Origin of the sequence: Mesorhizobium sp. M7A.F.Ca.CA.002.09.1.1, assembly GCF_003998555.1 — a bacterium.
Taxonomy (GTDB): Bacteria; Pseudomonadota; Alphaproteobacteria; order Rhizobiales; family Rhizobiaceae; genus Mesorhizobium; species Mesorhizobium ciceri.
This window is the reverse complement of the sequence record NZ_RZRR01000091.1, coordinates 1-10,094: the sequence shown is the minus strand read 5'-3', so window position 1 is coordinate 10,094 and position 10,094 is coordinate 1. Positions and strand designations below refer to the sequence as shown.

The following is a 10,094-nucleotide window of genomic DNA, read 5'->3' as shown; positions in this document are numbered from 1 at the left end:
GTGCAGTCCTGCATCCAGACCGCGATGGCTGCGGTCGCCATGCGCCCCAACCGGCTTGCGGTGTTCGGATACGCGCATATTCCTTCCGTGATAAAGAATCAGCGCCTAATCGAGCAGGCAGGTCTACCGGACGGCGATCTTCGCGCCGAACAGGCTGCAACTGTCGCCGAGACACTGGTTGGCGCTGGCTACCGGGAGATCGGGCTCGATCATTTCGCTCCGCCGGACGACGAACTTGCGCTAGCGCCAGAAGACCGGGCGCCTACGGCGTAATTCGCTGGGATACTCGGCCGATACTTGCAAAACGTGATCGGCTTCGGCGCGTCGGCTATTGGCCGAGTCCGCGAGGGGTATGTTCAGAACGAAGTAACACGGGATTCTTACGCCCGGCACATCGCAAGTGGACGTCTGGCGACATCAAAGGGTCACCGTCTGACCGACGATGACCGGGTGCGCGCAGCGATCATCGAGCGACTGATGTGCGATTTGGAGGCCGACGTGCCGACCATCTGTGCCGCCCACGAAATCGAACCAGCTCGTTTTCTCGATTCAGTTGAGAGTTTGGTGACGCTGGCTGAGGAGGGGATCCTGGACGTCGAAAACGGCTTCATCCGCGTGCGGCCGGAGCACCGCTTTGTTGTTCGCGCCGTTGCTGCTGCATTCGATGCTTTTCTCGCGAATCGATGAGTTGAGGCCACGACGCCGAAAGGCATCAGACCTTGTTTGGCGCTCGTCGGCATGGGCTCTCGCAGAAGACTCCGCAAGCGTATGCAGGGGACTTCCACTTGACGCCGCGTTCACCATCATCTCGCCTGGGTGCGCGCGAAAGCGCACAACCCGGAGCACGCTGCTCTCGGTGTGAGGCTGTGCTCTGCAAAGCACCGGTGATCCACCCTGTCCCTGGACAGCAGCTTGATGGCGTCATCTTGGAGGACGAGAAAAGATTGTCGAGGTACGGGTACGAATTGCCTCGGTCGTCCGTTCAATCGAAAGCACTGTCTGCGGAGGCACCTCTCCTTCATGCAGTGACAGGAGATGCTGGGCGACTTCCTTATCTGCTGCGGTGAGTCGATGATTTAGGCGGAGAAAGTCCATCCAGGTGGGGGTGCGGAATGTCTCCGTCCAAAGTGACGGTGTTTGCAGATTTCGCTGGAGCGTCCAGTTTCGTGCACCGGCACGGCTCTGGACGTGTCGCCGCGTGCGCATGGAGCCCAGAAAGGCCTCGATATTTTCCTCCGATATCAAATACTCGACCTTGGCCACGATAGGGCCACTTCTGGGTTTCAGATCGAGAGCCACGTCCGGCGGATGAAAAACTGAACTTTCTTGATCGGTTTCTTCCCAGGGACGGACCGGCAACACGATCCCCGCTGCTGCAACCAGCAACAGAGCGCCTGCGGCGCCCTCCAATGCTGAGGTCAAGGAATAGTTTTGCGCGACAGAACCCCAGATCCAGCTGCCAGCAGCCATACCGCCTGCGCTCAAGGCGTAGTAAATGGAGAGCGTGCGGCCTACAACCCACCTTGGGCTTGCCAACTGCACCGACACGTCAATGCCCGTCCAGGTGATAAGCCAACCCGCTCCGCCGAGCGCCAGCGAAATGGCCGCCACAGGAAGCGACGATGTAAGGGCAAGGGAGAGGCAACAGACTGCACAAGCCACAGAGGCGAAGGCCACCAGCCTGTTTTGAGACGTGACCTTCCTCAAGAAGCCGTTGCCCATACCCGCGATGAAAGCACCCATGCCGAAGCCGGCCAATAAGATACCGTAGACAATTGGCCCACTCTTCAACTGATCCCGGACGACGAGGGGGAGCAACGCCAGAATGGAGATGCTTGCCAACCCGAAAAGAGCGGCTCGGGCGGTCGCTGCCCTGATCTCCAAAGACATCGCCGTAAAGCGCACTCCGTCATGAATTGCCGTCGTCATTCTCTCACGAGGGAGAGGCGAAGAGCGGACCTCCCATTTGGTGCGCCATATCGCGCTTATGGGCGCCAGATCACTCACCGCAGCCAAGGCGAAAGCGGCCAGCGGCCCAAAGACGGCCAGGATCACGCCCCCCAAGGCTGGACCAACGCTGCGCACAATGTTGTATCCGACGGACATAAGCGTCACTGCGGCCGGAATGTCGCGTTTGTGAAGGATATCGCCGACCGAAGCGTGCCAAGCCGGATCATTCAAGGCAAAGCCGCAGCCGGCCAGGAAACCTAACCCGAGAATCAGCCAAGGACTGACAAATCCCAGACCCACAGAAATCATCAGCGTCGTCGACGCCGATGCTATCAGGCAGTGTCCCGCAAACATCACCCACCGGCGGCTGAAGTTGTCGGCAATGGCTCCGGCGAAAACTGAGAGGAAGAACACCGGCAATGTGGATGCGGCCTGGACGAGTGCCACCATGAGGTCGGACGCTGAAATCGTTGCCATAAGCCAACTGATGGCGACCGTTTGCACTAGCCAACCGAGGCTGGAAATCTGGGTGGCCGCCCAAATTGAGCGAAACACCTTGTTTCGAAATGGGGCGAGCGTCTTTGAAACGGGCGGTTGGGGATTTTCGCTCTGCATGAGGTATTGCTGGCCTTCGATGAGCGCTGCGATTTGAGCAAGCGGGTCGATACTTAGACATCGCGGAGCACCGCACGGACCCCAGCTCTATGGAGCTTGCCGGCGACTATTTGCGTATTGAGCCATTCTCATAGTCTCATTCATGAGCAGTCCTGTGCGCAAGCATTGCTTTGCTAAATTCCCACCACAAGCGCGCCGCCGCTGAGACCCGCACCCGCTGCCGCCAAGAGGACTTTCTCGCCAGGCCGAAACGGCTGCGCCCGATGGGCCAGCGACAATGAGAGCGGGATCGTCGCGGCGGAAGAGTTGCCATATTCGGCGATCGTCTTGACGATCGAGTGATCAGCGATGCCGAGGTTCCTGCCGACCGCGTCGAAAATGCGCGCATTGGCCTGATGCGGCACGAAACGATCGAGGTCTTGCGGCCTCAGTCGGGCAGCAGTGAGCGCATCTCTCGAGCAGGCGGTCATCATCTCCACGGCCTTGCTGAATACTTCACGGCCGTCAGTGATCGTCATCCGTGTCTGCGCGAGGTCGAGGTCGGCATGGAACGGAGTGTTGCTTCCCCCGGCGGGAATCTGGATTAGCCCGTAGCGCGAGCCGTCGGAATCCACCGAAGCGCCGAGAATGCCTCGATCCGGGTCATCGCAAGGACTGATCACCATGGCGCCGGCGGCATCGGCAAACAGCACGGCGCTGGCGCGCTCGGCCAAATTGATGCGGTGGCTGAGGATGTTGGCGGCGATGACAAGGCTCGCTTTGCCGTGCAGGCGGGTGAACCCGTCGGCGAACATCAGCGCATAGATGAAGCCGGCGCAGGCGCCGGTCAGGTCGATCGCTCCGGCGCGGCCTAGCCCCAGCCGATGTGCGACCAGCGGCGCGCTTGGCGGCAGAAGGTGATCGGGCGTCGACGTGGCGAGCAAGAGTAGACCGACGTCGCCGCGGTCGATACCGGCATTGGTCAGCGCCATGTCGCCGGCAGAGGCGGCAAGGCCCGACAGCGTGTCTTCGTCTGTTGCCCAGAAGCGCGAGCGAATTCCGGTGCGCCGCTCGATCCAGCCGGGCTCAAGCCCGAGCCGGTCTTCGATTTCCGGGTTCTCGACCTTGCGCGTCGGCGCATGATGGCCGAAGCCGAGAACGCGCGACGATAGGTTCATGGCCGCGAGCCGAAGCGTTCGCCGGCCTCCTCTATCGCGTCATAGAGCCCGTCCAATTCGTCGCTGGTGATGCAATAGGGCGGCAGAAGATAGAGGACATTGCCGAGCGGGCGCACCAACAGGCCGCGCTCAAGGAAAAAAGCGCGCAGTTTTGGCCCGATCTCGGCCAGATAACCGGCTGAGCCGGTGCGTAGGTCGAGTGCCGCGATGGTGCCGGTTGTCCGGCAGTCGGTGAAATATGGATTGTCCCGGAAGCGTTGCAGCCCCGCGGCCTGCCTCGCGCTCAAGACCGCGATCCGCTCGGCCACCGGCTCGTCACGCCAGATCTCGACATTGGCAAGTGCTGCCGCGCAGGCGATCGGATTGGCGGTGTAGGAGCTCGAATGGAAAAACGTCTTCTTGCGATCCTCCGAAAAGTGAGCGTGGAAGATGGCATCGGTGGCGATCGTGGCGGCCAGCGGGATGGTACCACCGGTCAGACCTTTCGAGGTGCACAAGATGTCGGGCGAGACGGACGCCTGTTCGCAGGCAAACATGGTTCCGGTGCGCCCCCAGCCGGTCATCACTTCATCGGCGATCACGAGCGTGCCGGAGGCTTCGGCGATCCTCTTCAATTCGGCAAGAACCCAGGCCGGATACATCAGCATGCCGCCGGCGCCAAGCACCAGCGGCTCGACGATCAGCGCGGCTGCGCGCCGGTCGCGGCTAACGGCCTCGAACCGATCCAGCGTTTCCTGCTCGCGCCCGGCGGCCGGGAAGGGGATGGTGTCGACCTCGAACAGCAAAGGCTCATAGGCGGCGTTGAAGACGCCACGGGCGCCGACGCTCATCGTGCCGATGGTGTCGCCATGATAGCTGTGCTCCATGACGGCGATGCGCGAACGCGACGCGCCGATGTTACGGAAATAGCCGAGCGCCATCTTCAGCGCGACTTCGACTGAGGTCGAGCCACTGTCGGAATAGAACGCCCGGTGGAGGCCGGCGGGTGCGATGCCTACAAGCGCCTCGGCCAGCCGTTCGGCCGGCTCGTGGGTGAAGCCCGCGAAGATGATCTGGTCGAGGCTCGAGGCGGTCGTCTCGATGGCCTTCATGATGCGGGGGTGGCGATGGCCATGGGTGACGACCCACCAGGAAGAAATCGCATCGAGGATGCGGAAGCCGTCGGCCTTGTGGAGATAGGCGCCTTCAGTCAGCACGATTTCAGGGAGCGAGGGCTCTAGCGCGTGCTGCGTGAACGGATGCCAGACTCGAGACTCCGCCATCAGTCGCCTCCGGCAATCATGGCCAGGTCGAAGCCGGAAATCATTGCATCTCTCAACGTTTCACCCGTCAGCGGACCGAGGTGCGGCAGCCTGCCCAGCTGCGGCACGCCGCCGAATTCCACGATTGTCCTTTGTGTATCGGCCACCTCTTCGCCAATGAAGGCAATGCCGATGAGCGGGATGGAGCGGGCTCTCAGGGCCTCGATCGACAACAGCGTATGATTGATGGTGCCAAGCGCGGTGCGGGCGCACAGTATGACCGGCAGCCGCCATTGTTCGAATATGTCAATGAACCTTGTCTGTCGATTGAGCGGCACCATCAGCCCGCCGGCGCCTTCGATGACGAGCGGTGTCGGCAGGACCGGAAATGAAAGATCGTCGGCCTCGATCGCGACGCCGTCGATTTCGGCTGATCGATGCGGCGACAGCGGCATCGTCAGTCGATAGACTTCGGGCAGCACGCGTCCGTCGGGCAAGCCGGAAAGCCGGGCGACGACCTCGCTGTCGGTCTCCTCGTTGAGGCCCGATTGCACCGGCTTCCAGTAGAAGCCGTCGAGCAGCCCGGCAAGTCCGGCCGAAAACACTGTCTTGCCAATTCCAGTGTCTGTTCCGGTGACGACGATGCGTTTGGTCATGCTGTGGCCAACACTCCGACGAGAGCCTCGACCATGGCGGAAATGTCGGCTTCGTCGACGTTGAGAGTCAGCGAAATGCGCAGGCGCGACGTACCCTCAGGCACTGTCGGCGGGCGAATGCCGCGTATGTCGAAGCCGCGTGCCTGCAGTCCTGCCGCCACCGCCATGGTGCGGCTGTTATCGCCGATCACAAGCGGCTGGATCTGCGAGCCGCTGGGCATCACGCCGCAGCGTTCGGCCAATTGCCGGCTCGCGAAAGCGACACGCTCGTGCAACTGAGCACGACGCATAGGCTCGTCAGACAGAATAGTCAGCGCCTCACGTGCCGCGACTGCCATCAGCGGCGATGGTGCGGTCGCATAGATGAATGGCCGGCACCGGTTGATAAGATAGTCGCACAGTGTTCGCGGTCCGGTAACGAGCGCGCCGGATGCGCCAAGCGCCTTGCCGCATGTGTGGAGCGTGACGATGTTGTCGCGGCCTTCATACGCGGCGGCCAGTCCCCGGCCGTCCGGTCCCCAGACGCCGGTGGCATGCGCTTCATCGACGACGATGAATGCCTGGTACCGATCAGCCAGCGCGACCAGGCTCTCCATCGGCGCACGGTCGCCATCCATGCTGTAAAGGCTTTCGAAGGCGATCCACACCCGCCCCATGCCGCCTTCGGCGCGCCAGCGGGTGATTGCGTCCTCGACAGCGTCGACGTCGTTGTGCGCGGCCAGCTTGAACTCAGCGCGCCCGGCCTGGGCACCCTCATGCATGCTGGCATGAGCGAGCTCGTCGAGGACCAGCAGGTCGCCTTTCTGCGGCAGGGCCGTCAGCAGAGCGAAGTTGGCGATATAGCCGCTGCCGAAGAACAGTGCACGCTCGGCTCCGAAAAATGCCGCTGCGTCCGCCTCCAGTTGCTCATGTTCCGGTGCATTGCCGCGCAACAGCCGCGATCCGGTGGCGCCCACTGGCGTGCCCCGCGCAATCGCCGTCGAAACCGCATCGCCCAGTCTTTTGGAGGCGGCAAGTCCGATATAGTCGTTCGACGAGAAGTCGAGCCCGGCGCGCGGTGCGAGCGTCCGCAACCGGTCCTTGCGCCCCAGTCCCCGCAAGGTTGCGTCATAGCGGGCAAGAATTGCCTCCTTCATTGCGTGGCGAGTTCCATAGGCTCAATGCCGAGGCGCCGGAACAGAAGGGTATCCTTGTCCTCGCCGGGATTTCCCGCCGTCAGCAGCGTGTCGCCGACAAAGATCGAATTGGCGCCGGCAAAGAAGCACAGCGCCTGCGTTTCGTCGCTCATCGCCGTCCTGCCGGCGGACAGCCTTACATAGGATTTCGGCATCATCACCCGCGCGAGCGCAACGATGCGGACGAAATCGATCGGATCGATGGCGTCGGCCGCGGCAAGCGGCGTGCCTTCGATGGGAATAAGCATGTTGATCGGCACGCTTTCCGGCGGCTCGGGCAGGTTCGCGAGCGTGACCAGCATGTCGATGCGATCGGTCTTTTCTTCTCCCATCCCGACAATGCCGCCGCAGCAGACTTTCATCCCAACCGCGCGCACGTGCCCAAGCGTTTTCAGCCGGTCGGCAAAAGTCCTGGTTGAAATAACCTCGCCATAGTAGCGCTCAGAGGTATCGATGTTGTGGTTATAGTAGTCGAGACCGGCCTGCTTCAGGCGAGCAGCTTGCTCAAGATCGAGCATGCCGAGCGTCATGCAGGTCTCCATGCCGAGGGCCTTGACGCCCTCAATCATGGCGACCACAACGTCCATGTCGCGCTCCTTGGGACTTCGCCACGCCGCGCCCATGCAATAGCGCGTTGCGCCGCCATCACGCGCCTTGGCCGCTTCGTCGATGACATGCTTGACGTCCACCAGCTTCGACGCCTTCACACCGGTTTCGAAATGCGAAGACGGGCTACAATAGCCGCAATCTTCGGGGCACCCGCCGGTCTTGATGCTAAGGAGCCGCGACAGCTGCACTCGGTTTCGATCGAAGTTCTGGCGGTGGATCGTCTGAGCCAGGAACAGCAGATCGTTGAATGGCATGCCGTAGATGGCCTCGGCCTCTTTGCGGTTCCATCGCGGAGGCGTTCCGTCGACCGATTGCATGGTCTGGTTCACGTCGAACTCCGAGTTCATTCCAATCGTCATCGTCAAACCTTTGTTTGCTAGTCCGGTACGCCTTCTTGGCTTTGGGGCGCACTCGCTAAAGGCGAGCTGCGGCACGTCTTTCCAGCACCTCCTACGCCTGCCGAGCTGATGTTGCTCCTCACGCCGTAATCCTCAGTTCAAGTGCTTGCAGATGTTCTGGTGGTCCGGCATGTCCAGGCCGATGTCGAGGATCGGGGCGCTGTGCGTCAGCCAACCCATGGAGATGAGATCGACACCGGTCGCCGCAATCGCCGCCGCCGTTTTCGGCATCACCCGACCGGACGCCTCGGTGATCGTACGGCCATCCACTATAGAAACCGCGCGGGCAAGATCCTCGACCGACATATTGTCGAGCAGCACCGCGTCAACACCAATCGCGAGCGCTGCATCGAGCTGCTTCAGCGTGTCGACCTCGACCTCGACCTTCACCATATGCCCTGCTGCGGCGCGCGCCCGCTCTATTGCTGTGCGCATATCGCCGGCGATCGCGATGTGGTTGTCCTTTATGAGCACGCCGTCATCGAGGCCGAACCGGTGATTGGCACCGCCGCCGACGCGCACGGCGTATTTCTCCAATGCCCGCAGCCCGGGCGTCGTCTTTCGCGTCGATACAATCCTCGCCTTGTGACCGCGCACGGCCTCAACCATGGCCGCTGTGGCAGTGGCAATGCCGCTCAGCCGGCATAAGAAATTGAGGGCCGTGCGTTCGGCCGTGAGCAGGCCTCGTGCGGGTCCGGACAATCTTGCAATGGTTTCCCCGGCCCCAACCTCGCTGCCATCAGGGCGCCAGATCTGGATGTTGATCGCCGGTTCCACGAGAAGGAAGGCATACGAGACCAGATCGAGCCCGGCAACGACGCCCGCCTGCCTCGCTTTGAGCACCAACGTGGCAGTGCAATCATACGGGATAACCGCATCGGTGGTCAGGTCGCCGGATCTGCCCAGGTCTTCGAGGAGCGCAACGCGCACAATCGGTTCGATCAGGGTCGCGGGGAGGGGGGAGAATGAAGTCATATCAAGTGCTCCGTATGGTAGCCCGGCAATCGAGTGCGGCCGCGGCCCGCATTGCGCTGTGCAGTGTCAGCCGTGATGGGCGCACGTTGGCATCGTGGAGCGGGAAATCGGACCGACAGTGCGCGCCTCGACTCTCTTCCCGCCTCAGGGCCGCCGCGGCGATCATCAGTGAGACCAAAGCCGGACCAGAGGCAGCGACACTATTGGCTGCGATCGGCAGCAGGGTCGCCACCGCTTCGCGCATTGCCTCGCCGTCGCGGATGATACCCAGGGCGGCGGAGACAATCGGGCGGACCACGGAAGCGTCTGGTCGTGGAGGGACGAATGTGGAGCATCTGCGCGGTCGCCGGGTATACGACGTGCCGGCAACGCTTTCGGCAACCCAGCTCGCGGTGACCGCCGCTTCGGTGAGCGAGTTGCTGGCCAGGCGGTTGGCGCCGTGCAGGCCGGTACAGGCCACCTCACCGCAGGCCCACAATCCCTCGATGGAGCTGCGGCCGGCGCTGTCTACGGCGACGCCGCCCATGTGATAATGTGCCGCCGGGCGCACCGGGATCAGGTCGGTCGCTGGGTCGATTCCTGCGCTCCGGCACAATTCGGCGATGCCTGGAAAACGCTTGCCAAATCTCGGGCCGAGACTTTGCCGTGCGTCCAGGAATACGCGGCGTCCAACGGCAAGCTGGTGCCAAATGGCGCGCGCTACGACGTCGCGAGGCGCAAGTTCACCGCCAGGTGTGTCGGCGAGGAAGCGCTCTCCTCGCTCATCGATGAGCACCGCGCCTTCGCCACGCACGGCTTCGCTCACCAGCGGCATCGGCCGGCGCGGACCGTCGAGCGCAGTTGGATGGAACTGTATGAATTCCAAGTCGGCGAGTTCCGCCCCCGCCCATGCGGCGAGCGCCAGCCCGTGACCCCATGAGCCAGCGGGGTTTGTCGTGTCGCAAAACAGCCCGCCGACGCCGCCGGTCGCCAGCACCGCGCGACGCGTGGGCAGAGCGAGCGCGCCGGCTCGTCCTGCTGCGACCACGGCGATGACCGACCCGTCCTGCACGACCAGCCGGCGGACCTCCACATTTTCGATAATGGTGATCGAGGCTGTACGCCGAACCGCGGCGACGAGCGCGCGCACCAACTCGCGACCGGTGGCGTCGCCGGCTGCATGCACAATCCGCCGTCGCGAGTGTGCCGCCTCGAGCCCAAGTCGCAACGCGCGGTCAGGGTGCTGGTCGAAGTCGACGCCGAACCTTTGGATCGTCCTAATCGCTTCGGGTGCAGCTCGTACCACTCGCCGCACCGTGGCCTCATCGCAGAGTCCGTC

Annotated in this window: 8 protein-coding genes and 1 pseudogene; 1 reads left to right on the top strand and 8 read right to left on the bottom strand. The window is 62.7% G+C overall.

Annotation, left to right across the window (positions count from 1 at the left end; translation table 11 throughout):
- Positions 1–687, top strand: a pseudogene (locus tag EN994_RS06585) (coproporphyrinogen III oxidase); the annotation flags it as partial.
- A gap of 234 nt (positions 688–921) precedes the next feature.
- On the opposite strand, the gene EN994_RS06580 reads toward EN994_RS06585, so the two are convergent.
- The 8 genes from EN994_RS06580 to EN994_RS06545 form a co-directional block, all read right to left on the bottom strand.
- Positions 922–2,565, bottom strand: coding sequence for an MFS transporter (locus EN994_RS06580; RefSeq protein ID WP_063169257.1), 1,644 nt, complete (start codon positions 2,563–2,565; stop codon positions 922–924).
- A 173-nt stretch (positions 2,566–2,738) separates the two neighbouring features.
- Positions 2,739–3,722: a beta-ketoacyl-ACP synthase III gene (locus tag EN994_RS06575; RefSeq protein ID WP_063169256.1), complete on the bottom strand. Its 984-nt coding sequence runs from the start codon at positions 3,720–3,722 to the stop codon at positions 2,739–2,741.
- The gene (locus EN994_RS06570) at positions 3,719–4,984 is read right to left on the bottom strand and encodes an adenosylmethionine--8-amino-7-oxononanoate transaminase (RefSeq protein WP_127307449.1); all 1,266 of its coding nucleotides are present in this window, start codon (positions 4,982–4,984) and stop codon (positions 3,719–3,721) included. The genes EN994_RS06575 and EN994_RS06570 overlap by 4 nt, the downstream gene beginning before the upstream one ends.
- Complete coding sequence (bioD, locus tag EN994_RS06565; RefSeq protein WP_063169254.1) at positions 4,984–5,619, bottom strand: dethiobiotin synthase; 636 nt, start codon at positions 5,617–5,619, stop codon at positions 4,984–4,986. Before bioD ends, EN994_RS06570 begins: the two co-directional genes overlap by 1 nt.
- Positions 5,616–6,755: an 8-amino-7-oxononanoate synthase gene (locus tag EN994_RS06560; protein ID WP_024505572.1), complete on the bottom strand. Its 1,140-nt coding sequence runs from the start codon at positions 6,753–6,755 to the stop codon at positions 5,616–5,618. The genes bioD and EN994_RS06560 overlap by 4 nt, the downstream gene beginning before the upstream one ends.
- On the bottom strand, positions 6,752–7,720 hold the full coding sequence (gene bioB / locus EN994_RS06555; protein WP_245465992.1) for a biotin synthase BioB: 969 nt from the start codon (positions 7,718–7,720) through the stop codon (positions 6,752–6,754). Before bioB ends, EN994_RS06560 begins: the two co-directional genes overlap by 4 nt.
- Before the next feature lie 174 nt (positions 7,721–7,894).
- On the bottom strand, positions 7,895–8,776 hold the full coding sequence (gene nadC / locus EN994_RS06550) for a carboxylating nicotinate-nucleotide diphosphorylase (RefSeq protein ID WP_063169252.1): 882 nt from the start codon (positions 8,774–8,776) through the stop codon (positions 7,895–7,897).
- A gap of 1 nt (position 8,777) precedes the next feature.
- Positions 8,778–10,094, bottom strand: a 1,317-nt coding sequence (locus EN994_RS06545; RefSeq protein ID WP_127307447.1) for an L-aspartate oxidase, incomplete at its 5' end; no start/stop codon positions are given.

Coding starts and splice junctions, on each gene's coding strand:
- EN994_RS06570 (WP_127307449.1), bottom strand. CDS start 4,984: ATGGCGGAGTCTCGAGTCTGGCATCCGTTCACGCAGCACGCGCTAGAG.
- EN994_RS06580 (WP_063169257.1), bottom strand. CDS start 2,565: ATGCAGAGCGAAAATCCCCAACCGCCCGTTTCAAAGACGCTCGCCCCA.
- EN994_RS06560 (WP_024505572.1), bottom strand. CDS start 6,755: ATGAAGGAGGCAATTCTTGCCCGCTATGACGCAACCTTGCGGGGACTG.
- EN994_RS06575 (WP_063169256.1), bottom strand. CDS start 3,722: ATGAACCTATCGTCGCGCGTTCTCGGCTTCGGCCATCATGCGCCGACG.
- bioB (WP_245465992.1), bottom strand. CDS start 7,720: ATGCAATCGGTCGACGGAACGCCTCCGCGATGGAACCGCAAAGAGGCC.
- bioD (WP_063169254.1), bottom strand. CDS start 5,619: ATGACCAAACGCATCGTCGTCACCGGAACAGACACTGGAATTGGCAAG.
- nadC (WP_063169252.1), bottom strand. CDS start 8,776: ATGACTTCATTCTCCCCCCTCCCCGCGACCCTGATCGAACCGATTGTG.